A 26,901-nucleotide genomic window follows, 5' to 3' on the forward strand; every position below is an offset into this window, starting at 1 on the left:
ACCAGCTTGCTGCCAGCGCTACCGGCGCCCGCCTCAATCCATATGCGCGGCAGGAGCGGCCGCGCCGGCCGGAGCGGTCTTCGGCTTGCGCAGCAGGAAGACAAACGGAATGGCAACCAGCGTCATCACCATCAGCAGTTTGAAGTCGTTGACGTAGGAGATCATCATCGCCTGGATGTTGACCATGCGGTCCACCTGCGAAAGTGCCGTCGGATCGCCGCCTGCTGCCGCCGGCGAGGCCGCCCACAAATTGGGGTTGAACGGGTTGATGAAAGCCGACAGTTCGGTGTGATTGACCTGCGTGTTGCGCACCATGAGAACCGTCACCACCGACACACCGATCGACGAACCGAGATTTCGAACCAGGCTGAACAGGGCCGTGGCGTCGGTGCGGAAGCGCACGTCGAGCGTGGCGAAGGCCACCGTCGACAGCGGCACGAACACCATGCCCATGCCCAGGCCCTGGATGACGCCGGAGCTGAGGATCAGCCAATCGTCCATCTGCGGCGTGAAGGAGGACATGGTGTAGAGCGACTGCGCGGTGAGCAGAAAGCCGATGACGACGAGGATCCGGGCGTCGATCCTGCTCATGAGCCGCCCAACGACAAGCATCGAAATCATCGTGCCGACACCGCGCGGCCCCAGGACGACGCCGATGGTGACGGTCGGATAGCCGAAGATGGTCGACAGCATCGGCGGCAGCAGCGACATCGAGGCCAGGATCAGCACGCCCATGACGAAGATGAAGGCCAGACCGGTGACGAAATTGCGGTCGAGGAAGATCTTGGGGTCGATGAAAGGCCGTTCCGCCGTCAGTGTATGGATGATGAAAACCCAGAAGCCGGTGATCGAAAGAGCAAGCTCGATCCAGATTTCGACCGAGGAAAACCAGTCGACCTCGCCGCCGCGGTCGAGCAGCAGCTGCAGCGCCCCGACGCCGAGCGAAATCATGGCGAAACCGAAGAAATCGAAGCTGCGGATCCGCCGGGCAACGACCGGCAAATAGGCTGCCATGCCGAGGAAGGCGATGATGCCGACCGGCAAATTGATGAAGAACACCCAGCGCCAGTTGAAATTCTCGGTCAGCCAACCGCCCAGCGTCGGACCCAGGATCGGCCCCAGCATGATGCCGGCGCCCCAGATGGCCATCGCCTGGCCGTGGCGTTCCCTGGGGTTGATGTCGAGCAGGAAGGTCTGCGACAGCGGCACGATGGCTGCGCCGAACACGCCCTGCATCAGCCGGAAGAACACTATGCTCTCCAGGCTCCAGGCAATACCGCACAGCATCGAGAACACGGTGAAGCCGACAACCGCCGCCAGGAACAGTTCCTTGCGGCCGAAGCGGTCGGCCAGCCAGCCGGTCACCGGCGTCATGATGGCGGCGGCAACGATGTAGGAGGTCAACACCCAGTTGATGTTGTCGGGCGAGGCGCCGAGGTCGCCGGTCATGGTCGGCAGCGCGACATTGGCGATCGTGGTGTCGAGCGCCTGCATGACCGTCGCCAGCATCAGCGCCACTGTGATCAGGCCGCGATGCGGCACTTCCTTGAAAGTTTCTGGTGTGGTCATCATGCGGAACTTCCGACAGGTAACAAAAACGTGTACACTAGGTTTCCGGGCGGCGAGGCCTTCTCTGGTGAAGAGACCCTCATCGCGGTGGGACGCGATCTATCGATGTGGGGGTTACATCGATCGAAGGTCTCGACACATCAGGCGCTTGCCGCCCGGAAATCCAAGGTCCGAAGGATGGGCGCCGAGATGGTCCAGGTTCTGGGCAGGCCGCGATGCGGCCCGGTCCAATCCACCCCTCGTTCAACCTGCCGTCGGACCGATCCTGTCATCTCAACTTCACCTCGCCTGCGGCGGGCGTTCTGCCGGGCCGTGATCCTGCTTTTCGAGATCACGGTCCATTCACAGTCTATTGTGCTTCGCCTGCGGTGGCGTGGCCGAAGATAGTGGGGAACCCGCGAGCAACGCCGGTATCCACCGTAACCGAGGCGCTCATGCCGGTGCGCAGCGCCATTTTGGCGTCGGCATCGGTCAGCTCCAGGCGCACCGGAATGCGCTGCGTGACCTTGACCCAGTTGCCGGTGGCGTTTTGAGCTGGCAGCAGCGAAAACTCCGCGCCGGTGCCGGCGCCGATCGCCTTGACGGTGGCCTCGAAAGTTCTGCCCGGATAGGTGTCGACGACGATCTCGGCCTTCTGGCCAGGCTTCATGTGGGTAAGCTGGGTTTCCTTGAAATTGGCATCGATCCAGGTGTCGCCGGTCTCGACCAACGCAAACAGCGGCGTGCCGGAACCGACATACTGGCCGACCTTGAACGAGGAGGCCTGGCTGATGACGCCGTCGGCCGGCGCCTTGACCGTGGTCTGCGCCAGATCGTAGGCGGCCTTGTCGCGCGCGGCGAGTGCGGCCATCACCGTCGGATGCTTGTCGGTCTCGATATCGGGATTGCCGGCGAGAGCCGCCTTGGCGCTGATGATGCCTTGCTCGGCAACGGCCAGTTGCTGCCTGGCCTTGTCGAGATCGTTCTTGGCCTCGTCCAGCGACGATTTGGCGTTGATGCCCTTCTGGGCAAGGTCGGCGGCGCGGTCATACTGCGACTGCGCGTAGTCGACCTGGCTGGCATCGGACTTTTCCTGCGCCAGTGCCTGGCTGTAGGCGGCGCGCAGCTGTTCGATTCCGACGCGTGCGACTGCGACCGCCGCGTCGGCCTGGGCTAACGCGATCCGGTAGGGCTCGGGGTCGACGGCAAACAGCACATCGCCCTGCTTGACCTGCTGATTGTCCGAGATGCCGACCTGAACGATGCGGCCGGCCGTGTCCGAGGCGATCGACACCTTGGCCTGCTGCAAATTGGCGTTCTCGGTTTCCTGATAGCGGCCGCCGGTCACCCAGACATAACCGCCACCAATGGCCAGCGCGGCCGGCAGGGCGACCATCAGCAGCAAGCGGCCGATGCGGCGCTTCTTGACCGGAGCCGGAGCGGGTTGAACCGGGGGAGCCACCGCGACAGGTGCTGCGGCCGGCTGTGCAGGCGCTTCGGCAGCCGGCTGTGCAGGCGCTTCGGCAGCCGGCTGTGCCGGCGTCTCGATCTTGGTAACATTCTCGTCTAGTTTGGCTGCCGCGTTCATGCTGCTGCCCCTTCCGTACTCTTCAAGGACGACGTCTCGCCGTCCGCCAGGTTTTGCACGATGGTGTCCAGCGCCCGGATCAGGACGCGGCGGTCGTCCGGCGAAACGCCGACCAGCGATTCCTCATAAACTTCGCCCGCAAGGCTTTTGACCTCGGCATAGGCCGCGTTCGCCTTGGCTGTCGGGAAGATCATGCGCACGCGCCGGTCAGTTGCATCGGAGCGCCGTTCGATCCAGCCGCCCTCCTCCATCCGGTCGACGAGGCGTGAAACGCTGATCGGCTCGATTTCGAGAAGTTCGGCGAGGCGAGCCTGGGCGACGCCGGCCTCCTTGGCGACGCGAACCAGAAGCCGCCATTGTGCCGAGGAAAGGCCAAGACCGCTGGCGCGCGCCTCGAAGCGCTTGCGCATAAGGCGCTGCACGTCGTGGATCAAAAAGCCCAATCTATCTATGCCGTCGGAAACCATGAGCGGTATATATTATAAGCGTGCTTACCATTCAAGGCGCCGCATTGCGCCAGAGCCGAAAAAGAGGGATGGCAGCCATGCAGATGCGGTCACGGCACAGGCAATGACGGTTGCGGATGACCTCCCGACCGAGACGTGAATTGCCGTCGAGAACGCCGTGAGAAGAAAGGTCGTCTTGCGCGTCCTCGCCACCGGCACACCTAGGCTTTCGGCGGCATTTCGCCGGCGGCGAAGGCATCGAGCCGGCGGTGGTTCCACAGGGCATAGGCAAGGATGGTGCCCGCACCCAGCGCGCCCGGATATTGTCCCAGCGAGCCAGGCCGAGGCCGCCCAGCAGCGGCTTTCCACGATGGTGACCTGCCACAGTCGACCAGCGCCCTTCGATTTTACGACAGGCGCAATTTCGATCAAACTGGCCTCGCAAAAGCCGACAAAATGTGCCGCCAAATGCGAGGAGACCTATGAACCCGACCGAGAAAGCGCTGTGGTTTGTCGAGAGCCATCTGCCGGAAGCGATCTCGCTTGAAGATGTCGCGCAAAGCAGCGGCGTCTCGCGCTTTCATGTGACGCGCGCCTTTGGCGCCGCCACCGGCCGTTCGGTGATGGGCTATATGCGCGCGCGCCGGCTGACCGAAGCGGCGCGCAAGCTGGCTTCCGGCGCGCCCGACATCCTCGCGGTCGCGCTCGATGCCGGCTACGCCTCGCACGAAGCCTTCACCCGCGCCTTCCGCGACCAGTTCGGCACGACGCCGGAACTGGTGCGCGCGCAGGGCAGCCTCAGCAATCTCGATCTCGTGGAGCCGATCCTGATGGACCAGTCCTTCCTCGCCTCACTGCCGCCGCCGCGCTTCGAGACCGGCCGTCCCTTCCTCATTGCCGGCCTCGGCGAGCGCTACAGTTGCGAAACCAGCGCGGCCATTCCGATGCAGTGGCAGCGCTTCGGTCCCTATATCGGCAACATTCCGGGCGAGACCGGTGACGTCGCCTATGGCGTCTGCGTCAATGGCGACGATGCCGGCAATTTCGACTATATCGCCGGGGTCGAAGTTTCGGATTTCTCGGACCTGCCGAAGGAGCTTTCGCGGGTGCGGGTGCCGGCGCAGAAATACGCCGTGTTCACCCATGCCGAGCATATCTCCACCATCCGCCGCACCGTCAACACGATCTGGAACAAATGGCTGCCGGCCTCGGGGCACGATATAGCCGACGGCCCCGAATTCGAGCGCTACGGCCCGGAGTTCGATCCGCGCAGCGGCAATGGCGGGCTGGAGATATGGGTCCCGGTGGCCTGAACGCCGCTACAGCTCCAGGTTCCAGTTCTGGCCGACCAGATCCTTGCCGAAGGCGTGATGGCGCTCTTCGTCCACCAGCCTGAAGCCGGCACTCTCGTAGATGTGGCGGGCGGCGGTCAGGATGTCGTTGGTCCATAGGGTCAGCGTCTTGTAGCCCTTGGCACGAGCAAAGCCGATGCACTCCTGAACCAGCCGCTTGCCAATGCCGAGGCCGCGCGCCGATGGTTCGACATAGAGCAGGCGCAGCTTCGCCACCGCGTCGGATTTGCGCACGACGAAGACCGAGCCGACCACCTCCCCTTGCCGTTCGGCAATCCAGCTGCGTTCCCATTCTGGATCGAAGGATTTTACGAAGGCGCCGAGGATTTCGGCGACCAGCGCCTCGTAGGTTTCGTCCCAGCCATAGTCCTGTGCGTAGATCTGTCCTTGGCGGCGCACCACCCAGCCGATGTCGCCGACCTGCAAGGGGCGCAGCATATACGGCACTTTGGACTCCGGGCTGTCGCCCAGGAGTTGCTGCACCGTCTGCATGGCCTTGACCAGCCGGTCCTGTTCGGCAGCAGGAAGCCGCTCCAGCAAGGCCGCGACCTGGTCGTGCGAAGCCCGGTTCAGCGGCGCGAAGGCGTGCCGCCCCACCGGCGTCAGCGTGATCGACGACTGCCGCGCATCCGACGCCAGCGGCGCGCGTGCAATCAGCTGCAGGTGCTCGAACTTCTTCAGGAGCCGGCTGACATAACCGGCGTCGAGGCCGAGATCGCGGATGAGATCGCTGGCAGTCAAGCCATCGCGATGCGCCAGCTCGTAGAGCACCCGCGCCTCGGTCAGCGAGAAGGCGCTTTTCAGCAGGCCTTCGTCGAGCAGACCTATCTGGCGGGTGTAGAAGCGGTTGAAAGCCCGCACCGCGTCGATGCGTTCCTTGCCGGGTTGATGATGGATCGTCATGGGAAGCCTCCTGCCCATCAACGATCGGTCATTTATTTGACTTAGTCAAGTATCGAGGAGATGCTCCCCCGGTCGTGTCTCAGGCGATGGCGCGGCGGCGCCGTGCGATCAGGACGAACAGGCCGAGCAGCACGACGCTGGCCGCAGCACTGGCGGCGGCAAATTCCGGCACCGGCCGAAAATCCTTGCCGTCGATCAGCAGCGATGCCGCGACCGGGCCGATCGCCAGACCGAAAAGCTGGGCCGCCGGCACCAGAAGCACGGCCGTGCGCGTCTCGTCGGCGGTGATCGCCAGCCGGATCTGATAGGGCACGATGAACAGAAGGATGAAGCCCATGATCAAGGCCGCGACCCAGAAAACCGTCAGGCCGGGGCTGCCGGCGAGCACCACGGAACTGGCGACGGCGACCACGCCGATCGCCACGATGGCGAAGCGGTAGTCGATACGCGCCTCGAAGACGGTAGCCGTCATTGCGCCCAGCACCTGCAATGCCAGGCTGGCCGAGACGATCAGGCCGACGCTGCGGCCATCGATGCCGTATTGTGCGCCAAGCGGCTCGAGAAACGCCCAGACGGAGCCGAAGAACATAAAGTAGCAGAAGACGCACAGCAAAGCGGCAAGCGAAGGAACGGTCAGCACATTGCTGAACTGTTCCTCCTTGGGCAGGTCGGCATAGCTATCGGGAACGATGAAGGCGACCGCCACCGAAGCGATGCAGACGACGGCAAGGACGATGAAGCCGCCTGCCGATCCGGCGGCCGGGATGACGTAAAGCGCCAGCAGCAGGGCAAGGGCGCATTGCGCCAGGGTCTGAAGGGTGACGAAGAAGCCGCCGATGCGCTCGGCCCGGCGCGAACGGGCGATCAGTTCCGTGGCGACCGCCACCAGCCCACCCTCGGCGAGGCCCGCCACCGCGCGGGCGGCAATCAGCGAGGTCGAGGTCAGCGCATAGGCGGTCGCCCCGTTCGCCAGCGCCAGCAAGAGCAGAAGGACGGCACTTTTCAAGCGCATATTGTGGGCGGACAGCATCATGGCGATGGCCGCCGATCCGATGCCGATGGCGATCATCTCCGCCGTGGCGACCAGCGCGAGTTCGTCACCGCTGACATGCCCTTCGGTGTAGAGCGCGCCGAGAAGCACCGGCTGCAGCCCGAGAACGAGCAGGCCGACCGAGCCGATCCACAATGCCGAGGCGAGTTGCGCCCCAGTGGGGTTGCCGACCAGCCAGTCGCCGTTCCCGGCATCCGCGTTACCAGCAGAAGTCACGGTCGCCTCCCAACGTCCTTGCCTGACGGCAAAAAAACTGACAGTCTGTCAGCATTTAGAAACTGATACTCGATCATATTCGTTTGTCAATCAGTAGCGGGACTTGGCACCAACAAGGCTGGGGATGGTCTTGGCGATCGAATGGTCTGGGCGATCGAGAGGATGGCGGCATGAACGAAGCAGTGCAGATGACGACCGAACCGAGGCGCAGGCCCAAACAGGAGCGCAGCCGCGAGCGCATCGACGCCATCCTGTCGACGACCATGCGGCTGATCGGCGAGAAAGGCATCGACGCCGTCACCATGAAGGAAGTCGGCGCACAGGCCGGCGGGCCGATCGCCACCGTCTATCATTACTTCCCCAACAAGTCGGCGATCCTGGCGATGCTCTACGAGCGATTCTCCGAAGTGAGCCGCGCCCGGCTTGCCGCCATCGTTGCCGACATTGGCGGGCTGGACGACGTTATCGCTGCGGCCGACCGGCTGCTCGACGACTACTATGAGCGCGTCGCCGGCGACCCCGCCATTCAGGACCTGCAAAACGCCATCCAGGCTGACAAGGCGCTGAAGAATCTCGACATCGCCGAAACCCGGCGCCAGGCGACGATGTTCTGCGACCATGTCGGCCCCTTTCTCGCGCCAGAGCGACGCAATGAGTTCGGCCGTATGGTTTTCCTGATCTTCCAGCTGGCCGGCGGCGTCGTGCGCATGGCGCTGACCCAGAACCAGGAGGAAAGCCGCCACACCATCGAGGACTACCGGTCGATCATCCATACGCAGTTGGGACTGTTTCTCTAGCGCCCGATTCGACCCCGTCCGGTCTGGTGGATGAGGTTTTCGAAGCCGTCGGCCAGGTTGGCTGTGCCGGCGGCAACGATCTTCGACAGGTTCCTGGCGCGACCTGGGGTCTTGTTGGCATCGAGCAGCACGGCCCTGCCCTCATGCACGACAAAGTCGAATTTGCCATAGTCGAAGCCCAGCTTCCGACGCAAGGCGCGCAGTTCGTCGGGAACCGCAACCGGCTGCCGGCGGACGGTGTCGTCGCCCTTGACCAGGCGCTGCGGCGAGACATAGCGGGTGCAGCGCTCCCGATCGCCGCAGAATATCCAGAACCGCGCCGCAAACCCGTCGGGCTCGATTTCGGGAATGAATTTTTCCACGATCAGGTCGGCACGCCTGAAAATCTCCGGCGCCACATCGGCCAGCGAGGCATGCACCTGATAACGGTCGAAGGTCTGCGCGCCCGGGAAAGGCACTGCCTTGCCGGCGCGAACGGATTTTCGGTTGAGCTGCTCCTCGGGCGTCCCCCAATGATTGAGGTTGCTCTTCACGATGACCTGGCCGCTCCAGTTGGCACCCTCCTCGAGGATCGCACCACTGATGCGGCGCTTGGAAATGTCGGTTGCACCAAGATTGAGACAAATCGGAAATCCGCGCGCGTAGTCGACATAGTCCGATGGCGTCACTGTCGCGTCGACATGCAGGACGGCAATATCGGCGTTATGACTTGCCGAGGGTCCACGCATGATCTGCACGGAGTGACCGCGCCGTTTCAGCTCCGCCAGGACGTCGAACAGCATGTAGGGGCTGTCCTGGCGCAGCAGGAGGCCCCGCCGGCTCTGGAAGCGGTCAAATTCATGCGTTATGACGGCAATGCGGGCCATGGCCTTTCCTGCATGAGGTAACTCGCAAGGCAACCAACAGCCTGGAAGGAAATATGTCCAGCCTTTCCCCAAACCGTTCCGCATGACTGAGCATTGGGACGCAATTCGCCGTCATTGGCGGCTTCTCGGGTCGCCGCTGTGTCCGCCCCCGGAAGCTGTCGCCGCCTATGAGCGCGAACTTAGCCTGCAATCAGTCGATGTGGTGCTGCTCGGGGTCACGCCGGAGCTTGCCGGCCTCGGAAGGACCATGCTCGCGATCGACGAGTCCACTGCCATGATATCGGGCATCTGGCCGGGCGATACCGCCTCACGCAAGGCGGTGATCGGCAACTGGCTGGAGTTGCCGCTGGGCGACGAAAGCGCCGGGGCGGTGATCGGCGACGGCTGCCTGTCGGCGCTGGACTCCTCGGTTGCACGGCAGGCGCTGCTTGCCGAGATCGCGCGTGTGCTGAAGTCCGGTGGGCGGGCTGCATTGCGCGCCTATGCAAGTCCTCAGGTACAGGATGATCTGCAGGAGGTCCGGGCGCTGACGCTTTCCGGTGGTGTCGCGACCTTCCACGAACTCAAATGGCGCATTGCCATGGCTTGTGCCGGCGGCGATCCCGACCGCGCCATTCCGGTGCGGGCGATCCTCGACGCCTTCGATGCGCTGTTTGCCGACCGGGATGCCCTTGCCGCGACGACCGGATGGGAGATGCCGGTCATCGGCACCATCGATGTCTATGCGAATTCGCAGACTGTCTACAGTTTCGCCCCGGCGGCGACGCTGGTCGAAGAGGCGAGCCGGTTTTTTGACAGTGTCCGCCTCGCGCCGACAGGGGGTTATGGGCTGGCGGAACGATGCCCGCTTCTGGTGCTTGAATCGCCGCGGCGCCGGTAGGGTCTGCCGTCGGATCGCGGCACGGCTCCAATTGGCACAATTGTGCTCACCGTTCGCCTTGACTCTCGAAAGCCACGCGCTTATTTCAGCGCACGTTAGCACTCTCCCCAGGTGAGTGCTAACGCACATCCGGCACCGCCGGATCGAGGAACAGCTCTCACCGTTCTCATTCGAGGAAGAAAAAATGGCAAAGTCGAAGTTCCGCCCGCTTCATGACCGCGTGGTCGTACGCCGGGTCGAATCCGAATCCAAGACCGCCGGCGGGATCATCATCCCGGATACGGCAAAGGAAAAGCCGCAGGAAGGCGAGATCATCGCCGTCGGCTCCGGCGCTCGCGACGAAGCCGGCAAGCTGGTCCCGCTGGACGTCAAGGCCGGCGACCGCATCCTGTTCGGCAAGTGGTCGGGCACCGAAGTCAAGCTCAATGGCGAAGACCTTCTGATCATGAAGGAATCCGACATTATGGGCATCATCGGCTGATCATCGGCCTCACCGTCAACTAATTTCGGGCTTGATCGCAAGCCCCCTGCCAGGAGCTAAAAAATGGCTGCTAAAGACGTAAAATTCTCCCGCGACGCCCGCGAGCGCATGCTGCGCGGCGTCAACATCCTCGCCGACGCAGTGAAGGTCACGCTCGGCCCCAAAGGCCGCAACGTCGTCATCGACAAGTCGTTCGGCGCACCGCGCATCACCAAGGACGGCGTCACCGTCGCCAAGGAAATCGAGCTTGAAGACAAGTTCGAAAACATGGGCGCGCAGATGGTCCGCGAAGTTGCTTCGAAGACCAACGACATCGCCGGCGACGGCACCACGACCGCGACCGTTCTGGCGCAGTCGATCGTCCAGGAAGGCCACAAGGCCGTTGCCGCCGGCATGAACCCGATGGATCTGAAGCGCGGCATCGATCTGGCCGTCACCGAAGTCGTCGCGGCTCTCGGCAAGGCTGCCAAGAAGATCAAGACCTCCGAGGAAGTTGCCCAGGTCGGCACGATCTCGGCCAATGGCGACGAGTCGGTCGGCGCCATGATCGCCGAAGCGATGCAGAAGGTCGGCAATGAAGGCGTCATCACGGTTGAGGAAGCCAAGACCGCCGAGACCGAGCTGGAAGTCGTCGAAGGCATGCAGTTCGACCGGGGCTATCTCTCGCCCTACTTCGTCACCAACGCCGACAAGATGGTTGCCGAGCTCGAGGACGTCTACATCCTCCTGCACGAGAAGAAGCTGTCCAACCTCCAGGCCATGCTGCCGGTTCTCGAAGCCGTCGTGCAGACCTCCAAGCCGCTTCTTATCATCTCGGAAGACGTCGAAGGCGAGGCTCTGGCCACGCTGGTCGTCAACAAGCTGCGCGGCGGCCTGAAGATCGCCGCCGTCAAGGCGCCGGGCTTCGGTGATCGCCGCAAGGCCATGCTGGAAGACATCGCCATCCTCACCGGTGGCCAGGTCATCTCGGAAGACCTCGGCATCAAGCTCGAGAATGTCGGCCTCAACATGCTCGGCCGCGCCAAGAAGGTGTCGATCTCCAAGGAGAACACCACCATCGTCGACGGCGCCGGCAAGAAGGCCGAGATCCAGGGCCGCGTTGCCCAGATCAAGCAGCAGATCGAAGAGACCACGTCGGACTACGACAAGGAGAAGCTGCAGGAACGTCTGGCGAAGCTCGCCGGCGGCGTTGCGGTGATCCGTGTCGGCGGCGCGACGGAAGTCGAAGTCAAGGAAAAGAAGGACCGCGTCGATGACGCCCTCAACGCGACCCGCGCGGCCGTGGAAGAAGGCATCGTTGCAGGCGGCGGCGTCGCACTGCTGCGCGCTTCGGCCAACATCAAGGTCACCGGCGTCAATGCCGACCAGGCTGCCGGAATCAACATCGTTCGCCGTGCACTGCAGGCTCCGGCCCGTCAGATCGCTTCGAACGCAGGTGCTGAAGCTTCGATCGTTGCCGGCAAGATCCTCGACAACAAGGGCGCGACCTACGGCTACAACGCCCAGACCGGCGAGTATGGCGACATGATCGCCATGGGCATCGTCGACCCGGTCAAGGTCGTTCGCACCGCTCTCCAGGACGCGGCTTCGGTCGCCGGCCTGCTCGTCACCACCGAAGCCATGATCGCGGAGGCTCCCAAGAAGGAGTCGGCTGGCGGCGGCATGCCTGGCGGCATGGGCGGCGGCGGCATGGGCGGCATGGGCGGCATGGATTTCTAATCCAAGCTATCTGGCTTATGCATACGGAAAGGGCGCCGAGAGGCGCCCTTTTTTGTTTTGGAAAGCGGATGGTTAGGCGGCGCTGTCCGCCTGCCGCGCAACCTTGCCTGCAAGCACCGCCTGCTCGACAAGTGCCGCCACCTCGTCGGCCACCACCAGCACCGGTGCACGGTCGCGGGTGGCCCGCGCAATCACCATAAGCCCTTCCAGCGACGATTCGATCAGCAGCGCCAAAGCGTGCGCGCGGCGTTCGGGCACCCCTGCCCTGACGAAGGCCTGTCGCAGCAAGCCGATCCATTGCTCGAAAGCCGATCGGCAGAGTTCCGCCAGTTCCGGCACATCGGTGGGTGAATCCAGCACCACCGGCGCGATGGGGCAACCCAGCGAAAAATCATTGTCCTCCAGCATGCGCCCGACCGACTGGTAGATGTGATGGACGGCCACTGCAGGATCGCTTTCGGCTGCCAGTGCTTCGCCCAGCCTTTTCGTGACGTCGGCAACGCTGTTGCGCGTCACCTCGATGACCAGTTGGTCCTTGCCGCCCGGGAAATGAAAATAGAGCGAGCCGCGCGGCGCCCCGCTGGCGCCCAGAATGTCGTTGAGCGAGGTGCCGTGATAGCCGCGCTGCCTGAGCAACAGGCCTGTGGTCTCGAGTATGCGGGTGCGGGTGTCGTTGGCCATGTCAACCTCTGTCAACAGTGACGCATTATAGGCCTCGCCAAGAATATGACAATCGGTCTATATAATATGTGGATCAGTCTATATACTATTAAGGAGAGTGACATGCGCAGCTACCGGCTCGAAGGGTTTGGTGGAACCGAATCCCTGGCGATGCGCGACGAGGCGCGGACGGAACCGAAACCGCATGAGATCGTGGTGCGAGTCCGCGCCGCCTCGCTCAATCGGCGCGACACGATGATCCCTGCACCTATCCGTTGCCGGCGCGGCAAGGCATCGTGCCGCTGAGCGACGGCGCCGGTGACGTCGTCGCAATCGGCGATGCCGTCACCCGTTTTGCCGTCGGCGACCGCGTCACCGGCAGCTACTTCGCCCGCTGGATCGATGGCCGCATCAATGCCGGTCTGATCGACCAGCTCGGCTGTACGCTGGACGGCATGCTGACTGAGTTTGCCGTGCTCGACGAACAATGGGCGGCGCGACTGCCCGATCATCTGAGCTGGCACGAAGCGGCGACGCTGACCTGCGCCGGCGTGACGGCCTGGAACGCGGTGACCGGGACCCGGATTCCGAAGCCTGGTCAATGGGTTCTCACCATCGGTTCGGGTGGCGTTTCGCTGTTTGCTCTGCAGTTCGCCAAGTTGCTCGGCTGCCGGGTTGTCGCCATCACATCGCGCGCGGAGAAGGCCGACAGGCTGCGGGCGCTGGGCGCCGACCTCGTTGTCTCCAGCACCGACATACCGGAATGGGGCGGCTGGGCGCGCGAGCAGACAGGCGGCATCGACCTCGTCGTCGAAACCGGCGGCCCGGCCACCTTCGCGCAGTCGCTGATTGCCAGCACGCTTTATGGACACATCGTGCTGCTGACGCTGCAGGACGCCAGTGGCAGATCGATCGAGATGCCGGCAGCGCTTTATCAGCGCAGCCTCGCCACCATCAGCCGCCTGTTCGTCGGCAGCCGCAGCAATCTCGAGGCCATGCTGCGCGCCGTGTCGCAGCATCGCCTCAAGCCCGTTATCGACAGGGTCTTCCCCTTTGCCGAAGCCCCCGAAGCGTACCGCCACTTCCGGCAGGGCGACGTGTTCGGGAAGGTTGTCATCGACTGCGCCTGACCCAATTGCCCGCTTTTCAACCCCGAACCAGGAGAACGACCATGACCATCCGTGAAGCTTCCGCAGAATGGCAAGGCACGCTGAAGGAAGGCGGCGGCCGTCTGCGGCTTGGCAGCGGCGTCTTCGAAGGCGCCTATTCCTTTCCGTCGCGGTTCGAGAACGGTCCGGGCACCAATCCCGAAGAGCTGATCGGGGCAGCACATGCCGGCTGCTTCTCGATGGCGCTGACCTTCATCCTCGGCCAGGAAGGCCACGTCGCCCGCACCATCCGCACCGTCGCCAAGGTGCATCTCGGCGCGACCGCCGCCGGGCCGACGATCACCCGCATCGAGCTCGAAACGGAGGCGGAGGTCACGGATCTCGCCGAAGACGAGTTCGAACGCCTGGCGCAGTCGGCCAAGGCGACTTGCCTCGTCTCGCGCGCCTTGGCCGGCGTGCCTCAGATCACCCTAAAGGCCGTGCTGGTCAAAGCCGTCAAAGATCGATGAAACCGGGAGAATATGATGAAACAGGAGCTTATCATGGACGCAGTCGGGAATGATTTGTCCCGGCAGACGGCCGAGATCATGCATCGCTTCAACGATGTGTTCCAGCTGCACGATCCGTCCGCGCTTGCCGAGTTGGTGGCGAAGGATTGCGTTATCGAAAACACCGTGCCGGCGCCGAACGGCGCCCGCCATGCCGGCAAAGAGGCATGCATTGACCTATGGTCGGCGATCGCCACCCAGCCTGGCACGCGCTTCGACCTCGAGGAGACATTCGTCGCCGGCGAACGGGCGACGATCCGCTGGCGCTACTTCATGGCCGGCGGCAACTCCATCCGCGGCGTCAATCTGATGCGCGTCGCGGATGGGCTGATCGTCGAGGCGATGGGTTACGTCAAGGGATAGAAGCGTTGCCCGGCACTCCCGTTCCCAGCCCGGAATCTCGCTCAAGTCGAGTTTCCGGGCCGGTTTTCTGGTCACTGGATGACGCGGTGCAGCTTCACCGTGGTGCTGGGACTATTCTGGATGGTCTGGAAGATCACGCAATAGCGATCCGTGAGTTCGAGCAGTTGGTCGAGCTGACTTTGGGGAGCGTCGGTGTCGATGTCGAACCGCAAGCGGATTTCCTTGAAGCCGACTGGAACACCCGCAGTCACGCCGAGCGTGCCGCGAAGATCGACGTCACCTTCCGCGGAAACTTCGGCGGACCTGATCGGAATTTCGAGCACGGCCGCCGCCGCGCGCATCGAGACACCGGCGCATGCGATCAGCGCCTCCAGCAGCATGTCGCCGGAGCACAGTTCCTGGCCGCTGCCCCCGGCCATCGGATGGATGCCGGCAAGCGCCAGCCCGCGTCCGGTCTCGACCTTGCAGGTCACGGTGGACGCGTCGGCGACGCCTTTGGCCTTCAAGGTGAGGAACGCGGCCTTCGCATCCCTGCGATAGAGATCCTTGATCGGCTCCTGCGTGGCGCGAAATGTTGCGATTTCCATGAACAATCTCCTGTCTTGAATTGCCGTTGTCAAAAATGGCGAGCAGTGGCCGGGCCTTATTCCGGCACCGCGATGCCGGAGCCGCCGAGCTCAGCCGGAAAGTCCCTGAGCTTGGGCAGCCCGTCCTTCATCGGCAGCACGGTCTCAGCGTAGTTGACGTGAACTCCAGGCGTGAATTTCACGCCTGGTATCGTTGCCGCATAGACATCGACCAGGCCGAGCGGCGGATGAACGGTCATCAGATGACCACCGCATTTCGTGCAGAACTGGCGATCGCTCATTTCGGTCTTCTCGAACCCGGACAGGAACTCCGCGCCCCCGGTGACCTTGACGTTCTGAGGCTTCCACAGCGTGAATGCGTTCACGGGAGACGCCGACCACGATCGACACGAACCGCAATGGCAATAGCCCATTGCCTCGGCGGCTCCGTGCACTTCGATTTCCACAGCGCCGCAAAAACACCCGCCCTTATGTACCGTCATGATATTTGTCCCTGGTTGGTTTCGACAGCACTCAGCGCCCACTCTCGGCAGCGCTTGAGCACCGGTGCAGGTTTAGGAGTTCTGGCCGCGAACTGAATGATACGGCGTCCGCCTCGCTTGACAGCGCGTCCGGAACTCGAAAGGGATGGCTGGCCGGCTAGCCGGGTGCGGGACGAAACGGAATGGCCGGGGATGCTCTGTCTGACCTGTTGAGGACGGTACGCCTTACCGGCGCGACGTTTTTTGACATTGAGGGCCACGAGCCGTGGGCCGTCTGCTCGCCGGCGCCATCGTCCATCCTGCCGAAGATCCTGCCCGGTGCGGACCATCTGATCTCCTACCATGTGGTAACGGCCGGTCGCTGCTTCGCGCGCATCGTCGGCCAGGAAGCGATCGCGCTGGAGGCAGGCGAAGTCGTCGTCTTCACCAGGAGCGACCCGCATATTATGTCCAGCAATCCGGCGCTGCGCGCCGATCCGCCGACAGCCGACGTTCTCGACATCGCAACATCCAGCCGGATGCCGTTTTACATCAACTGCGCCGGCGACGGCGCTACCTCGGCCAGGCTGGTTTGCGGCTATCTCGCCTGTGATGCACAGCCATTCAATCCCCTGCTCGAGGCTTTGCCGCCGGTGATCAAGGCCGGAGATGCCAAAGGCGATGGCGGCTGGCTCAGCCAGTTCATCAACCTGGCTGTCACGGAGGTGGCGCAAAAGCGCGCAGGCAGTGAAACGGTGCTCACCAAACTGAGCGAACTGATGTTTGTCGACGTGTTGCGCCGTTACTTAGAATCGCTGCCGCCACAAACCACGGGATGGCTGGCTGGCCTGCGCGATCCAAACCTGGCGAGGGCACTGGCGCTGATCCACGACCGGCCGGCGCATAACTGGACGGTGGAGGCGCTGGCGAAGGACTCCGCGCTGTCGCGCAGCGTGCTCGCCGAACGCTTCACCAGGCTGGTCGGCATGCCGCCAATGCATTATCTCGCCAAATGGCGCATGCAGATCGCCTCGGAGCTGCTCAGCGCCGGCACCAGTAACATGGCCAGCATTGCCGCTGAAATCGGCTACGAATCCGAGGCAGCGTTCAGCCGCGCCTTCAAGAAGATGATCGGCCTTCCGCCCTCGGCCTGGCGTCTAGGCATCCGGACCGGATCCGGAACCGACGAAGAGTAGGCCGAGGCCTGGCAGCTCCTGTTCTATCGATCAGCCAGCGCCAGCTTGGCGCCAAGCATGACAAAGGCGCCGGCGAAGGTGCGGCGCATCCAGGTCAGCACCATCGGCCGCGACACGACATGGCTGCGGATCGAGGCCGCAAAGATGCCGTAAGCGACGAAGACGACGAAGGTCAGTAGCATGAAGACGCTCGAGAGTTCGAGCATCTTGGCAAATGCGTTCGGTTCGGTGGTGCTGACGAATTGCGGCAGGAAGGCAAAGAAGAAGATCGACAGCTTCGGGTTCAGGATGTTGATCAGGATACCGGAGGTGATGACCTTGGCTGCCGAGCGGGGTGCCGCGTTTTCATCGACGCTCAGGCCGCCCTTCTCCTTCAGCGTGTTCCAGGCCATGTAGAGGAGATAGGCGACGCCGAGATATTTCAGCGTCTCGAAGGCGACAGCACTTGTGTGCAGCAGCGCCGCCAGGCCGGTGATGGCGGCGGCCATATGCGGGATGATGCCAAGCGTGCAGCCGAATGCAGCAGTGATCGAGGCGCGCGCGCCTCGCGAAAGCCCGGCGCTCAGCGTGTAGAGAACGCCGGTGCCGGGCGAAGCCACAACGATCAGCGACGTCAACAGAAATTCGATGCTCATGGTTCCTCCGACGCCCTGCCCGTGGTCGAAGCTATCGGGGGATGTGGGATGAGGCAAGGTGGGCGTCGGCTAGATCGTTGGCATCTCGTGCGCCTTGCGCGCCATCAGGCAATCGTCGCCGCCAGGCATGCAGGCGTGGCAGACGTCGGGGCGGATCTCGTAGATGCCGCAGGCCGTGTGCTTGCCGATCTCGCCCGTAAGCGCCGAACAGCGCACGCCCTCGCAGCGCATCCCGGACAGGTCGGCGGACACGAACTTTTCCGGAATCCGGTCAAGTTGCGCATCGTCCTCGGTCGAAAAGCGCGGCCATTCGGCCGAGTAGGAGCAGCAGGCGCCGCAGCTCTGGCAATCGAAAACCGGCTGGTCGTCCTGTTTTGACGACCGGATATCCCTGGCGGCCAACGCGACCAGCCCAGGCGCTGCGAGATTGCGATCGGCTTGGTGCGGCAAGGCGCTATTTCTTCTTGCCTGCCTTGCCCTTGGGCGTGGCGGCTGGCGCCTCGAACAGATCGGTCGCCGACGGTTCGGCGGCCTTCGGCGCGGCAGCGGGCTTGGCCTGCTTTGCAGTGGCAGCAGCCGGCGCTGCCGGCTGGTCCTTGGTGGAAAACTTTATGGCCATGTCAGTCCTCGTCGGAAAAGCGGGATGATGGTGCGCGCGGATTGCGCAAGCGGCCGATCAGCGCCGAGACCGCTGTGATGTTCATTTCCTCGGGCGACCAGTTCCTCGCCTCGGCAATGTGGTGCGCCGCCAGTTCGCGATGCGTGCTGCCGCTATAGGCGGCATCCTGGTAGGTGACGCGCTCCTGGGTCTTTTTGTCCTCGCGGACATATTCGACCAGATAGTTCGGGGCTTCGGCACGGCCGCGCACGCCGACGCGCACCTGAGCATCGCCATGCGCGCGCTTGCAGCGCTCGAGCTTTTCCAGCACACGGCGGACATATTCGACCGGCTTGTCCAGGCCCGGGACCATGGACGCTATGGTCGCATCGGCATCGATCGGCGTCGGCGGTACGCGCTTGGTGGCCATCAGCGTTTGCCTGCCCGCTTCGGCAGCGCCGCAAGGGCTGCGGCCGCTGCCATGTCGTCGGCTTCCTTTTCCTTGCGCAGTTCGCGCAAGCGCGCGGTCTTGGCTTCGCGCGCCTCGCTGACGGCATCACGCTCGGACAGGATGCGGTTGAGTGACATCGACTGGGTTTGCGTCTTGCTGAACAGCGAGCCGGCCTGGTCGGCGGTCTTGGATTGAGTGGTCAAAACTTTCTCCTGTCGGGAGCCTGGTGCCGATAGAGCGAGAGCGGTCTTCGATTACGACCAAAGCAATACGGCAGCGGGGCAGTATGGGCGGTTCAGATTGCTGGAGCGTCCCTTAGCACGTTCCGGCCGGCGTGCGGCGCACTTTTAGCGGCACGACGCACAAAATGAAAAAGGCCAGGCACCGCCTGACCTTCCATGAAAGCGCCGCGCATCCAGTTGGATGCGCAAGGCGCTCCTTTCAGCCTTTCATCGGTGCCAGTACATCCGTGGTCACCGGAAGGCCGAATTCCTTATCAGGCCGCCTTCAACTGGTCGGCGGACATCTTGCCCGACTTGTTGTCGCGGGTCATCTCGTAGCCGAGCTTCTGACCCTCGACGATGTCACGCATGCCGGCGCGCTCTACGGCCGAGATGTGGACGAAAACGTCGGCGGAGCCGTCGTCAGGCTGAATAAAACCAAAACCTTTGGTGGCGTTGAACCATTTCACTGTGCCGGTGGCCATGAAGAACCCTTTCCCTGGCAAATATTCGTTCACCATCGTGCGACTGCACAACAGCGTTTTGTCTCGATTTTTGATGGGGAAGTTCGTCAAAGGCGCGCATCATGCGCGGATAACAAAAGTCGGTCAAACAAATATCGACATATTTCTTATAGACTTCTCTTAGCGCCGAGTCAATTTCTGGTTTGGCCACAGCCCAAATTCAACCTGAGGATGCCTGAGGCATAAGCCTCAACTGACGAGGTGGCGGAGCGCAACGCGTTCCCAAAAAATATTCCACGCCCCGGAACCAATCGCAAGCCGGCGCATTTCCATGGTGTCAGCAATTCAGAGAGCAATCTCAGTAATGCTGGCAAAAGGACGCCTCCCGCACATTGAACGGTGCGAGAGGCGTTCTTGTATGTGCCGTTGTCTGACACAATTCCCAAGGGAAAACCGTTTCACACTTTTCCTTAAACTTACGCTCGTCTACAGGATCGCGCTGATCAGCGGCAGGATCTCGTAGCGGAAACCGCGGCCGGAGCTCGACACCGGATCGCCGTCGGTGACCGCTCTTGCCTCGGCTTCGCTGCCGACACGCAGGATCAGCAGACCCCAAGGGCCGGCCGGGTCGGCGACCGGCCCGGCGAGGATCATGGTGCCCTCGGCAAGCTTGCCGCGCAGATAGTCGGCATGCCGGCCCATCAACTCCCTCTCCTCCTCAATCAGGGTGAAGGCGAAGTCCGGCCGAGGCGGGATCAGCCGGCAGTGGAAGATTGTTGGCGCGGTAGTCTCACGCGGTCCATCATTGCTGGCCATCGGTCACTCACCGTGAAGTCATTAGTGGTCCTATTCGTCCGGGCCGGGTTCCGGCCAAGTCTCCTTCGCTGCTTCCGCATACCAGTGCCGCATCGCCGGCGTTGCCAACACGGCGTCGACGTAGGCGCGCGTGTCGGGCGCGAGCTTGCCGCCATAGGTGTCGAAGCGGGTGACGACAGGTGCATACATGGCATCGGCCGCGGTGAAATGACCGAACAGGAAGGGGCCGCCTTTGCCGTATTGTTCCCGGCACTGGCGCCAGATCGTTTCGATGTGCGCGCGCTGCATTTCGCCTTCGGCGTCGAGCGGCTTGTGGCCCTTCGGCCGGCGCAAATTCATCGGCCAGCCATAGCGCACCTCGCGAAAGCCGGAATGCATCTCGGTCGCTACCGAGCGGGCCAGCGCTCGGGCGCCGATATCCTGAGGCCAAAGCTTTTTCTCCGGAAACAGGTCGGCGAGATATTCAAGGATGGCAAGGGTTTCCCAGACAATCCTGCCATTGTGATTCAACACTGGCACAAGGCCGGTGGGCGAGACTTTCGCCAGAGCGGCAAAGGTTTCGGGCGTGCGCAGGCGCACGAAACCTTCCTCGAAAGGGATATCCAGATGCTTCATCGCCACCCATGGCCTCAGCGACCAGGACGAAAAGCACTTGTTGGCGATGATGAGCGTAAATTCAGCCAAGGCGGTCTCCCCAAAATTTCGTCACACTAGTCACACGATACGACGCGGCAAAGCGTTTCGGCGACCATATAAGCGACCAGATGCGACGATGATCGCCGCCCAGGGAACCTAAGCCAAGCCGGCCCGTTTGCCTCCTGCGAATGAATCCCCGGAAAGCCCAGGAGATGTAAAGATGGTGAACAAGGATCAGGTTGCCGGCGTGGCCAAGCAGGTCAAGGGCTCGGTCAAGGAGGCCGGCGGCAAGGCGACCGGCAACAGGCAGACCCAGGCCGAAGGCACGGCCGACAAGACCGCCGGCAAGGTGCAGAAGGTCTATGGCGACGTGAAGGACAAGATCAAAACGGCGCTCTGATTCGATCTTGGAGGCAATGAGGAAGGCGCCTCAAGGCCGCCTTTTTCTTGTCAGAGGCTGAGGCTTTTGCTGAAGGCGCTGGTGAACTTGACCTCGCCGTGGTCGCCGGCCGCCTCGCCCAGCACCACGTCCATGCTGTCCCCGGTTACCCTCACCAGCGCGAAGCCACCCAAATAGGCAGCCTTCGGCTTGAACAGGTCGAGGCCATCGCTTTTGTAGATCATCGGCACTTCGTGCTGATGGCCATGGAAGATGGCGATGACATTGTAGCCCTTCAGCGCCGCCAGCATCGCCTGGCGGTCGGCCTCGCTCCACCAATGCGGCGCGCCTGCGCCGTCATCGTCATAGGTGCGCTTGGCCGGGTCCCAGCGCTCGACCGAGAAAGTGTCCCAGCCATAGTGCTGGAACAGGATGACGGGACGGCCATCCGCCGCGTAGGTCGCCAGATCCTGCTTCAGCCACGGCAGGCTGCTCACCGCGCCATGGCCGGTGTCGCCGGCAAACCGGTGGGTCTGGACGAGATGCAGGCCGCCCCAGTCCCAGGAATAGCAGTCGGTGTCGACATCGTATTCGGTGGCCGGCACCGGGGGCTTGAAGAACACGCCGGGGCGGTGGTTGACCTCGACATAGTCGCGCAGTTCACGCCGATACCAGTCGACATGGGGCGGCGAGCCGTTCTGGTCGAGATCGTGGTTGCCGAGGCCGACATAGACCGGCATGTGCACGCGGTCCGGGCCGACGCCTTGTTGATAGCGCTGGCTGAACTGCAACAGTTGCGTGCCTTCGCTGGGCTCGGTGATCTGGCCGCCGCCATCGTCGGTGATGTCGCCGCCGACAACGAGGCCGAGCGGCGCATCGATGCGGCTGCCGGCCGAACGCAGGCGGGTTGCAACGCCATCGATCTCGACTGGCCATTGCCGGCCGGCCAAGCCATTGAGGACAGCGACATTGCGCAACAGCGCGGCATCGGTCTTGCCTTCCTCCAGGCAGTTGGGGCTGAGGCCGCTCGACATGCGGCAGGCATGGACGTCGGCGATGAACAGAAAGGTGGCGTCGATGGGCTGGATGCGCTTGCCGGTCTGGCCAAGCGCGGCGCGCGGCAGCATGCCAGCCATGGTAAGGCCGGCTGCCTGTGCGAGGAAATTGCGACGGGAGAGGACGAGCTTGCGATTCATGACCTGAAATTCAGCACAGCCGGCGCCCCACCGTCCAGTTGCCAGGAATGGCAGGTCGACACGGCACTGTGGCTCTGGCATTTCTTGGGTCATGCTGGCGCGCAGCAAATACAAGCAGAGGGGGAGGATTTCATGAGAGCCTTTTCGATAGGCGTGGTGCTGGCTGGGTTGCTGCCGGCGGCTGCGGTGCATGCCGCCGATTGTGTCGACGCAAAATCGGCCAAGGCCGGCTTCGTGCTGGAAATGCCCGGCGTCCGCAGCGAGTTTCGGCCGGCGGCCGGCGGCATGGTCTCCGTTGCCAACACCTACGAATCGCAATCGCCGCAGACACAGTTCCTGTTTGCCGGCCTGGTCGAAGTGTTTCGCGACAGCGATACCGGACGGGTGGCGACGATCCCGTTTTCCGATCTGCGAAAACTGTTTCCGCTGAAGACTGGAGCCAAGAGCACGATCGAATTCGTCGAGCTGTCGCCGAACAAGCAGCCGAAGAGCACCAAGACGCTGAGCCTGGTCGTCAAGGGCAAGGAGACGTTCAGTGTCGGCGGCTGCAAATACAACGTGCTGGCCGTCACGGAGACCTTCAAGAACGGCGCCGGCGAAACGCTGGACACATTTACCGCACTTTATGCGCCCGATCTGCAAGCGTCCCTCGCCCGGCGCTACGACGAAGGGACCAGCGCGGAATCGGTGAACGGTTACGAGACGATCAAGCCGCTTTCCAACTAGAACAGCGCAGTTCCGGCCTCAAGGTTTTCCCGGCCGCAGCAGGATCCTGCTACGCCGCTTCGCTCTGCTCGGGAATGGCGGCGTTGAGCTACCCTGAAGTTCGGCCAGGCAATCGCGCAGCACGCTGGCATCCTGTGCCGCCTTGGCCATCGACATGGCGCCGGAATAGGCGGCGATGGCGAGTGCCGCAAAGCGCTCGGGGTCGGTGCCCTGCTCCCTCCCCGACTGCTGGTCGGCTCGCACCTTGTCGGCAACCGCCTGACGCCATCCGGCAAAGATATCGTCCAGAGCGGCGCGGAAATCCGGGTCAGCGAGCGACAGTTCATGCGCCAGATTGTTGAGCGGACAGCCGCGCACGAAGCCTTGCTGCTCAAGCTCGGTCGCCACCGCCTCGAACACCGCGCGCACGCCTTCGCGCGCCGAGCCTGCCGCCCGTACAGGGTTGATCCAGGTTTCATCGAGGGCCGCTGCCACGCGCTCCTCGATCACCGCCAGAGCGAGCGCCTTCTTGGTCGGGAAATGATGATGCAGCGCGCCGCCGCTGACGCCTGCGGTCGTCATCAACTCGCCAAGAGCGGATGCATGATAGCCACGCGCCTGGAACGACGCTTCGGCGATATCGAGCACCTTGTTGCGCAGCCCTTCGGGATCGTTGGTGCGTTTTCGCGGCGGCCCTTTCGGAGCCCGAGCAATCTCTGCTGACATTTGCCAACGATAGCAGATTGACAAAACAGGACAACCGGTCTGTTTTATAAACCGGATGATCATCCTGTTTTTTGGAGACGACACAATGACCGTACCCCTGAATGCGCCTGCGACGGCAAGCCTGCTCGCTTCGCCTGTCGTAGAGTTGCGGCAGTACACGCTGAAGCCGGGCCGGCGCGAGACGCTGATCGACATCTTCGACAGTCGGTTCATCGAAGGCCAGGAACACGCCGGCATGACCATCATCGGTCAATTCCGCGACCTCGACCGCCCCGACATATTCGTCTGGCTGCGCAGCTTCGATGGCATGGAAGCGCGGAAGCAGGCGCTCACCGCCTTCTATGACGGGCCGGTGTGGACGGCGCACCGCGACGCCGCCAATGCGACGATGATCGATTCCGACGATGTGCTGCTCTTGAAGCCGGCATGGCCAGGCGCCGGCTTCGATCTGTCAGGCGCGCAGCGAGGCGCCATGCCGGCGGATGGAAAGCTGAGAGCAGACAATCGCTTGACCGGTGTTGTTGTCATCCAGATTCATCATCTGCGGTCTGGCGCCGAAGCCGATTTCGCCGGCAATTTCGACACATATGCCCTTCCGGTCCTTATCGGCGCCGGCGGACGGTTGCTTGGCGCCTTCATCACCGAGCACGCCGAAAACAGCTTTCCCCGCCTGCCGGTGCGCTTGAGCGAAGACGTCTTTATCGCGGTGACGGGTTTCAACAGTCCCGAGGCGCATGCCAATTACGAAGCCGCAGTTGCCGCTTCGCCCCAATGGCAAGCGGCCGATGTGACCTGGCGGACCGAAACCTTGCGCCTGACGCCGACGTCGCAGTCGCTGCTGCGGTAACCGGATCGGCACGCGGCCAACCGAAGTTCATACTGAGCGATAGGCCGGCGGCTTGACCGCCCTCGCCGATCGGCATTGCCTTCGTGACGCGGGCAACAGCGAGAGCATTCGATGCGACTTGGCCTTCAATGAGACTTTCTGGCAAGCGAGCACTGGTGACCGGCGGCTCGGACGGCATCGGCCTGGCGATATCGGAAGCTTTCTTGCGCGAGGGCGCCGACGTGCTGATCGTCGGTCGCGACACCAGCAAGCTCGAGACCGCCCGCGAGACACTTGCGGCGGCGGGCAACGTCGGCACCCAGTCGGCCGATCTCTCGACCTCTTCCGGCATCGATGCCGTGGTCGATCGCGCGAAAGCAACCGGCCCACTCGACATCCTCGTCAACAATGCCGGCGTCGCTTATCTGGTGCCTTTCGAGACCGTCACCGAGCACCAATTCCAGCAATCCTTCGCGCTCAATGTGACGGCGGCGTTCTTCCTTACCCAGCGGCTGCTGCTGCATCTCGGCGCCAACGCCTCCGTCATCAACATCTCGTCCTACTTCGCCGACAAGATGATCCCGAAGCGGCCGTCGAGCCTGTATTCCTTGTCCAAGGGCGCGCTGAATTCGCTGACCAAGTCGCTGGCCTTCGAGCTTGGTCCGGGCGGCATCAGGGTCAATGCGATTGCGCCCGGCACGGTCGATACCGCCATGCGGCGCAAGTCGATCGACAACCTGCCGGCGGCAGCGCAGGCCGAGCTGAAAACCTATGTCGAGCGCAGCTACCCGCTGGGCCGCATCGGCCAGACCAGCGATCTTCCGGCATCGCCGTCTATCTCGCCAGCGACGAGGCGGCGTGGACCAGCGGCGGCATTTTCGCGATCGATGGCGGGTATACGGCGGGGTGACCGTTTGGACGGCCCTCGGCCTCGAACAAGCGGAGCACTTGACCAAACTTCCGATACCGCGTCTGTCTGCAGATTGAGCAATGCTTCAGACATTCGTGGTGCCATGCCGTCTATCGATCCACTGATCCTCTTCTACACAACGTTCTTCAGCAAACCCGTCGATATCGCGTCGATACAGTGCGAAATGCCCGGGCGGTGGACACTGGACAAACGACGGATTTCCGAGGCCGCGGCAGTCGTCTTCCATATTCCGAACTTTCGCGAAGTTGGCGATGCCTACAAATACCCTGGTCAATATTGGGTCGCCTGGTCGATGGAATGCGGCCAAAACTACAAGCGACTTGCCGACCCCAAAATCATGCGGCACTTCGATATCATCATGACGCATGAATCCCGGTCCGATGTCTGGGTACCCTACCTTCCGCGTGCGGTGTGGTGGAAAGATGCGCTGGCCAGACCAATCGTGCCGAAAACGGAAGAAGCGCCGGTCGCACTCTTCCAGTCGGCCGGCCTGAATTATAGCGGCCGTGTCGATTTGGCGAACGAACTGGCGCGCCACATCAAGATCGATTCTTATGGCCGATATAGCAACAACCGATCGGTCTCTGGCCCCGATCTGGGCTCGAAGACCAAGATCGAAACCATTGCGCGGCACAAATTCTGCCTGGCCATGGAGAACTCGATCGAGGCCGACTATGTCACCGAGAAAATCTATGACGCGTTCATGGCGGGCACGGTGCCGATCTACCTTGGCGCTCCCAATGTGGACGAGTTCGTTCCGGAGCACTCCTTTATTGACGCCAGTGCCTTCGCCAGCGCCAGCGATCTTGCAGCCTATCTCCAGCACCTGATCGCAACGCCGCAAGACTACGAGGCTTATTTCGACTGGCGCTCAAAGCCATTGCCCGACAATCTCGTCAAACGGGTGCAATCATTGGAAACACCCGCGTTCTGCAGACTGATGAGCGTCGTGCGCCAGCGTCTGGAGGCGCGGACAAGCACGCCTTCCGGACGGCGAACACTTCCGTTCGGCTATAGAGCCTATCTCAGGACAAAGCTGCGCCGTTGGAGGAAAAAGGTTCCGAGCTGACGGTCCGCGATCAGGCGCGCTTTCAGCAAAATACCGAGGACAAAGAGCGTCTCTTGCGACGTCGAGACGGCTTCGACCTTGCCGCAATGCATCTTGGAAAACTCCGAGGCCATGTGGAGGCGCTCCCAGGGTGGACTTGAAATTCTCGGCTTCGCGATCCGAAGCTCGATCCGGATGCGATGCCGGATTTTGGTCGGGAAACTGAACAGAAGGACAAGTGCATAAGCTACCTCATCGCTGCTGTTGCCAGTGAGACGCCGGCACGGATGGTAGTTTGTGTGGCAGCGTCGCTCGTAGGTAGAGTAGGTAGACATGAATTGCGCATTGCTGATCCTGGGGGAAGTTTGCGTAGAGCAATCCGCCAGCTCGACATGATCTTATCGAGCTAAATCCGCAAGTTTCCGTCCACTTTATGGGATCAAGCCGCACTGAGGAGCAATTTCCTTCACACGAAAGTGGAGGGTGCAGGATCCCGAA

At 62.7% G+C, this 26,901-nt stretch carries 33 protein-coding genes and 1 pseudogene; 14 read left to right on the plus strand and 20 right to left on the minus strand.

Features of this window, described 5'->3' with window-relative positions:
• Window positions 1-33: 33 nt before the first annotated feature.
• The 4 genes and pseudogenes from NLY42_RS25530 to NLY42_RS25545 form a co-directional block, all read right to left on the minus strand.
• On the minus strand, window positions 34-1,569 hold the full coding sequence (locus NLY42_RS25530; protein ID WP_023709707.1) for a DHA2 family efflux MFS transporter permease subunit: 1,536 nt from the start codon (window positions 1,567-1,569) through the stop codon (window positions 34-36).
• Between the two features lie 349 nt (window positions 1,570-1,918).
• Window positions 1,919-3,136, minus strand: a complete 1,218-nt coding sequence (locus NLY42_RS25535) for an HlyD family secretion protein (protein ID WP_023753763.1) — start codon at window positions 3,134-3,136, stop codon at window positions 1,919-1,921.
• Entirely contained in the window at window positions 3,133-3,603 is a 471-nt protein-coding gene (locus tag NLY42_RS25540) for a MarR family winged helix-turn-helix transcriptional regulator (RefSeq protein WP_023705728.1), read from the minus strand. Before NLY42_RS25540 ends, NLY42_RS25535 begins: the two co-directional genes overlap by 4 nt.
• Window positions 3,604-3,729: 126 nt before the next feature.
• Window positions 3,730-3,937, minus strand: a pseudogene (locus tag NLY42_RS25545) (iron chelate uptake ABC transporter family permease subunit); the annotation flags it as partial.
• Between the two features lie 127 nt (window positions 3,938-4,064).
• On the opposite strand from NLY42_RS25545, the gene NLY42_RS25550 reads away from it, so the two are divergent.
• Window positions 4,065-4,895: an AraC family transcriptional regulator gene (locus tag NLY42_RS25550; protein WP_023705726.1), complete on the plus strand. Its 831-nt coding sequence runs from the start codon at window positions 4,065-4,067 to the stop codon at window positions 4,893-4,895.
• A 6-nt stretch (window positions 4,896-4,901) separates the two neighbouring features.
• On the opposite strand, the gene NLY42_RS25555 is transcribed toward NLY42_RS25550, so the two are convergent.
• The gene (locus tag NLY42_RS25555; RefSeq protein WP_023753764.1) at window positions 4,902-5,837 is read right to left on the minus strand and encodes a bifunctional helix-turn-helix transcriptional regulator/GNAT family N-acetyltransferase; all 936 of its coding nucleotides are present in this window, start codon (window positions 5,835-5,837) and stop codon (window positions 4,902-4,904) included.
• A 79-nt stretch (window positions 5,838-5,916) separates the two neighbouring features.
• The gene (locus NLY42_RS25560; RefSeq protein WP_023756407.1) at window positions 5,917-7,104 is read right to left on the minus strand and encodes an MFS transporter; all 1,188 of its coding nucleotides are present in this window, start codon (window positions 7,102-7,104) and stop codon (window positions 5,917-5,919) included.
• Window positions 7,105-7,274: 170 nt separating this feature from the next.
• On the opposite strand from NLY42_RS25560, the gene NLY42_RS25565 reads away from it, so the two are divergent.
• A complete protein-coding gene (locus NLY42_RS25565) occupies window positions 7,275-7,901 on the plus strand; it encodes a TetR/AcrR family transcriptional regulator (RefSeq protein ID WP_023753766.1) in 627 nt (208 codons plus the stop codon).
• On the opposite strand, the gene NLY42_RS25570 is transcribed toward NLY42_RS25565, so the two are convergent.
• On the minus strand, window positions 7,898-8,767 hold the full coding sequence (locus tag NLY42_RS25570) for a hypothetical protein (RefSeq protein WP_023715203.1): 870 nt from the start codon (window positions 8,765-8,767) through the stop codon (window positions 7,898-7,900). The genes NLY42_RS25565 and NLY42_RS25570 overlap by 4 nt on opposite strands.
• An 82-nt stretch (window positions 8,768-8,849) precedes the next feature.
• On the opposite strand from NLY42_RS25570, the gene NLY42_RS25575 reads away from it, so the two are divergent.
• The 3 genes from NLY42_RS25575 (at window position 8,850) to groL (ending at window position 11,847) form a co-directional block, all read left to right on the plus strand.
• On the plus strand, window positions 8,850-9,647 hold the full coding sequence (locus NLY42_RS25575) for a class I SAM-dependent methyltransferase (protein WP_023753767.1): 798 nt from the start codon (window positions 8,850-8,852) through the stop codon (window positions 9,645-9,647).
• Between the two features lie 184 nt (window positions 9,648-9,831).
• Window positions 9,832-10,128, plus strand: a complete 297-nt coding sequence (gene groES / locus NLY42_RS25580; protein WP_006203049.1) for a co-chaperone GroES — start codon at window positions 9,832-9,834, stop codon at window positions 10,126-10,128.
• A 63-nt stretch (window positions 10,129-10,191) separates the two neighbouring features.
• Complete coding sequence (gene groL, locus NLY42_RS25585; protein ID WP_023709705.1) at window positions 10,192-11,847, plus strand: chaperonin GroEL; 1,656 nt, start codon at window positions 10,192-10,194, stop codon at window positions 11,845-11,847.
• A gap of 72 nt (window positions 11,848-11,919) precedes the next feature.
• Here the strand turns inward: groL and NLY42_RS25590 are convergent, their stop codons facing one another.
• Entirely contained in the window at window positions 11,920-12,528 is a 609-nt protein-coding gene (locus NLY42_RS25590) for a TetR/AcrR family transcriptional regulator (RefSeq protein WP_023684303.1), read from the minus strand.
• Between the two features lie 102 nt (window positions 12,529-12,630).
• Here NLY42_RS25590 and NLY42_RS25595 point away from each other — a divergent pair, with 102 nt between their 5' ends.
• From NLY42_RS25595 to NLY42_RS25610, 4 genes are read left to right on the plus strand one after another with little or no spacing between them, the layout of a single operon-like run.
• The gene (locus NLY42_RS25595; protein WP_023755909.1) at window positions 12,631-12,813 is read left to right on the plus strand and encodes a hypothetical protein; all 183 of its coding nucleotides are present in this window, start codon (window positions 12,631-12,633) and stop codon (window positions 12,811-12,813) included.
• The gene (locus NLY42_RS25600; protein ID WP_023755908.1) at window positions 12,804-13,637 is read left to right on the plus strand and encodes a zinc-dependent alcohol dehydrogenase family protein; all 834 of its coding nucleotides are present in this window, start codon (window positions 12,804-12,806) and stop codon (window positions 13,635-13,637) included. Before NLY42_RS25595 ends, NLY42_RS25600 begins: the two co-directional genes overlap by 10 nt.
• A gap of 41 nt (window positions 13,638-13,678) precedes the next feature.
• Window positions 13,679-14,125: an OsmC family peroxiredoxin gene (locus tag NLY42_RS25605; RefSeq protein ID WP_023684306.1), complete on the plus strand. Its 447-nt coding sequence runs from the start codon at window positions 13,679-13,681 to the stop codon at window positions 14,123-14,125.
• A 15-nt stretch (window positions 14,126-14,140) separates the two neighbouring features.
• Window positions 14,141-14,527 carry a nuclear transport factor 2 family protein gene (locus tag NLY42_RS25610; protein ID WP_023756410.1) on the plus strand — a complete coding sequence of 129 codons (387 nt, stop codon included), beginning with the start codon at window positions 14,141-14,143 and terminating at the stop codon, window positions 14,525-14,527.
• A gap of 71 nt (window positions 14,528-14,598) precedes the next feature.
• Here the strand turns inward: NLY42_RS25610 and NLY42_RS25615 are convergent, their stop codons facing one another.
• Together NLY42_RS25615 and NLY42_RS25620 are read right to left on the minus strand one after the other, a co-directional pair.
• Window positions 14,599-15,114 carry an OsmC family protein gene (locus tag NLY42_RS25615; protein WP_023671510.1) on the minus strand — a complete coding sequence of 172 codons (516 nt, stop codon included), beginning with the start codon at window positions 15,112-15,114 and terminating at the stop codon, window positions 14,599-14,601.
• Window positions 15,115-15,170: 56 nt separating this feature from the next.
• Window positions 15,171-15,596, minus strand: coding sequence for a GFA family protein (locus NLY42_RS25620; protein ID WP_023715197.1), 426 nt, complete (start codon window positions 15,594-15,596; stop codon window positions 15,171-15,173).
• Between the two features lie 182 nt (window positions 15,597-15,778).
• Here NLY42_RS25620 and NLY42_RS25625 point away from each other — a divergent pair, with 182 nt between their 5' ends.
• The gene (locus tag NLY42_RS25625) at window positions 15,779-16,771 is read left to right on the plus strand and encodes an AraC family transcriptional regulator (protein ID WP_023671508.1); all 993 of its coding nucleotides are present in this window, start codon (window positions 15,779-15,781) and stop codon (window positions 16,769-16,771) included.
• A gap of 23 nt (window positions 16,772-16,794) precedes the next feature.
• On the opposite strand, the gene NLY42_RS25630 is transcribed toward NLY42_RS25625, so the two are convergent.
• The 8 genes from NLY42_RS25630 to NLY42_RS25665 form a co-directional block, all read right to left on the minus strand.
• The gene (locus NLY42_RS25630) at window positions 16,795-17,406 is read right to left on the minus strand and encodes a LysE family translocator (protein WP_023689918.1); all 612 of its coding nucleotides are present in this window, start codon (window positions 17,404-17,406) and stop codon (window positions 16,795-16,797) included.
• 69 nt (window positions 17,407-17,475) lie between these two features.
• A complete protein-coding gene (locus NLY42_RS25635) occupies window positions 17,476-17,856 on the minus strand; it encodes a YkgJ family cysteine cluster protein (RefSeq protein WP_023712743.1) in 381 nt (126 codons plus the stop codon).
• A gap of 4 nt (window positions 17,857-17,860) precedes the next feature.
• On the minus strand, window positions 17,861-18,025 hold the full coding sequence (locus NLY42_RS25640; RefSeq protein ID WP_023671505.1) for a hypothetical protein: 165 nt from the start codon (window positions 18,023-18,025) through the stop codon (window positions 17,861-17,863).
• Between the two features lies 1 nt (window position 18,026).
• Window positions 18,027-18,434, minus strand: a complete 408-nt coding sequence (locus NLY42_RS25645; RefSeq protein WP_023671504.1) for a hypothetical protein — start codon at window positions 18,432-18,434, stop codon at window positions 18,027-18,029.
• Window positions 18,434-18,658, minus strand: a complete 225-nt coding sequence (locus NLY42_RS25650; RefSeq protein WP_023671503.1) for a hypothetical protein — start codon at window positions 18,656-18,658, stop codon at window positions 18,434-18,436. Before NLY42_RS25650 ends, NLY42_RS25645 begins: the two co-directional genes overlap by 1 nt.
• 293 nt (window positions 18,659-18,951) lie before the next feature.
• Window positions 18,952-19,161, minus strand: a complete 210-nt coding sequence (locus tag NLY42_RS25655) for a cold-shock protein (RefSeq protein ID WP_023671502.1) — start codon at window positions 19,159-19,161, stop codon at window positions 18,952-18,954.
• Window positions 19,162-19,626: 465 nt separating this feature from the next.
• Window positions 19,627-19,956: a YciI family protein gene (locus NLY42_RS25660; RefSeq protein ID WP_023756411.1), complete on the minus strand. Its 330-nt coding sequence runs from the start codon at window positions 19,954-19,956 to the stop codon at window positions 19,627-19,629.
• 30 nt (window positions 19,957-19,986) lie between these two features.
• Window positions 19,987-20,640 carry a glutathione S-transferase family protein gene (locus tag NLY42_RS25665; RefSeq protein ID WP_023755906.1) on the minus strand — a complete coding sequence of 218 codons (654 nt, stop codon included), beginning with the start codon at window positions 20,638-20,640 and terminating at the stop codon, window positions 19,987-19,989.
• Between the two features lie 172 nt (window positions 20,641-20,812).
• Here NLY42_RS25665 and NLY42_RS25670 point away from each other — a divergent pair, with 172 nt between their 5' ends.
• Complete coding sequence (locus NLY42_RS25670) at window positions 20,813-20,992, plus strand: CsbD family protein (protein WP_023755905.1); 180 nt, start codon at window positions 20,813-20,815, stop codon at window positions 20,990-20,992.
• Window positions 20,993-21,042: 50 nt separating this feature from the next.
• On the opposite strand, the gene NLY42_RS25675 is transcribed toward NLY42_RS25670, so the two are convergent.
• On the minus strand, window positions 21,043-22,167 hold the full coding sequence (locus tag NLY42_RS25675) for a metallophosphoesterase (protein ID WP_023755904.1): 1,125 nt from the start codon (window positions 22,165-22,167) through the stop codon (window positions 21,043-21,045).
• Window positions 22,168-22,299: 132 nt separating this feature from the next.
• On the opposite strand from NLY42_RS25675, the gene NLY42_RS25680 reads away from it, so the two are divergent.
• The gene (locus NLY42_RS25680) at window positions 22,300-22,893 is read left to right on the plus strand and encodes a hypothetical protein (RefSeq protein WP_023755903.1); all 594 of its coding nucleotides are present in this window, start codon (window positions 22,300-22,302) and stop codon (window positions 22,891-22,893) included.
• Window positions 22,894-22,911: 18 nt separating this feature from the next.
• On the opposite strand, the gene NLY42_RS25685 is transcribed toward NLY42_RS25680, so the two are convergent.
• Entirely contained in the window at window positions 22,912-23,598 is a 687-nt protein-coding gene (locus tag NLY42_RS25685; RefSeq protein WP_023755902.1) for a TetR/AcrR family transcriptional regulator, read from the minus strand.
• Between the two features lie 85 nt (window positions 23,599-23,683).
• Here NLY42_RS25685 and NLY42_RS25690 point away from each other — a divergent pair, with 85 nt between their 5' ends.
• Both NLY42_RS25690 and NLY42_RS25695 read left to right on the plus strand, forming a co-directional pair.
• Window positions 23,684-24,445, plus strand: coding sequence for an NIPSNAP family protein (locus tag NLY42_RS25690; protein ID WP_023756413.1), 762 nt, complete (start codon window positions 23,684-23,686; stop codon window positions 24,443-24,445).
• Between the two features lie 128 nt (window positions 24,446-24,573).
• Window positions 24,574-26,424 carry an SDR family NAD(P)-dependent oxidoreductase gene (locus tag NLY42_RS25695; RefSeq protein WP_023755900.1) on the plus strand — a complete coding sequence of 617 codons (1,851 nt, stop codon included), beginning with the start codon at window positions 24,574-24,576 and terminating at the stop codon, window positions 26,422-26,424.
• The last annotated feature ends 477 nt before the right edge of the window (window positions 26,425-26,901 follow it).

This window comes from Mesorhizobium sp. C372A (assembly GCF_030323245.1).
In the GTDB taxonomy this organism is placed as follows: domain Bacteria; phylum Pseudomonadota; class Alphaproteobacteria; order Rhizobiales; family Rhizobiaceae; genus Mesorhizobium.